Below are 1,155 nucleotides of genomic sequence, written 5' to 3' on the forward strand. Positions count from 1 at the left end.
ATATAAAAAAATGGGACGAACACGACCCTACGATATTTTATAGAATTTTTTTACTACTTATAAAACGACCCTATAAAAATTTAAGGACTATGTTCGACCCTACAAGAATTTAAATATCCTGAAAAAGCATCTCTAGGGATGCTTTTTGTTTTGATATTATTTATTTACGGCTTCTTTTAATGCTTTAGCAATTTTGAACTTAACAGATTTGCTAGCTTCAATTTGAATCTTTTCTTTCGTTAGAGGATTAATTCCTTCTCTAGCTTTTCTTTCTGTGATTTCAAATTTTCCAAATCCTGCAAGATCTACCGTTTTTCCTTCACTTAAACCTTCAAAGATTTGTGTAAGTGCCAAGTCAACAACTTCAGTAATGTCTTTTTTAGTTAAATGAGAATCTTCGGCAATATTAGAAATAATGTCTTTTTTAGTTAATTTTTCCATGTTTATAAGTCTCCTTTATATCCCTATAATAAGCCTTTTTTCACCATTAGCCAACCCATTAGATGAATTGGTTGAACAAATTCATTGTTTTTAATTAAATCATTGATTTCATCTTCTGTATATTCTTTGACTTCTAAAAATTCTGTCGAATCTAGATGCTGATTCGATACTTTTTCACAATCATCGGCATAATATAAATACGCATAATTATCCGCTATGGTAGGATTGCTGGGAATGGTATATATATGTTTCCAGTGATCTGAAACGTAGCCTGTTTCTTCTTGTAGTTCACGCTTAGCTGCTAATAAGGCACTTTCATGTTCGCTTCCTTCAATGCCACCAGCACAAAATTCAGTGGTTACTTTTTTTAGACCATGTCTGAATTGCCGAACAGTTATATATTTATCATCTTTTGTTCTTGCGATAATCACGACAAAGTTTCTTCTTGAATAGTTATAGAAAGGGGAGAATTCCTTTCCGTCTGGAAGAATAAATGACTCTTTACGAAAGTCGATCCATTCATCTTGTACAATATGTTCGGTTTTATTTAATTTCCAATTTAAATCCATTTTTATCACCCAAATTATTATAATCCAAACAAGAAAAGACTTTTTCTGCAAAAAAGTCACACGTCTAAATGACGTGCCCGGTTCGTTTCCAGTCGTCCGGTAACATTTCAATATCTACTCCATCTTTCTGAATCATTCGGTATCC

Annotated in this window: 2 protein-coding genes; both read right to left on the reverse strand. The window is 32.4% G+C overall.

Features of this window, described 5'->3' with window-relative positions; translation table 11 throughout:
• Window positions 1-156: 156 nt before the first annotated feature.
• Complete coding sequence (locus tag H8911_RS12135) at window positions 157-441, reverse strand: HU family DNA-binding protein (protein WP_003865160.1); 285 nt, start codon at window positions 439-441, stop codon at window positions 157-159.
• Between the two features lie 23 nt (window positions 442-464).
• Window positions 465-1,010 carry an NUDIX hydrolase gene (locus tag H8911_RS12140; protein WP_186999837.1) on the reverse strand — a complete coding sequence of 182 codons (546 nt, stop codon included), beginning with the start codon at window positions 1,008-1,010 and terminating at the stop codon, window positions 465-467.
• Window positions 1,011-1,155 lie beyond the last annotated feature (145 nt).

This window comes from Holdemanella hominis, from assembly GCF_014306155.1.
Lineage (GTDB): Bacteria > Bacillota_I > Bacilli_A > Erysipelotrichales > Erysipelotrichaceae > Holdemanella > Holdemanella hominis.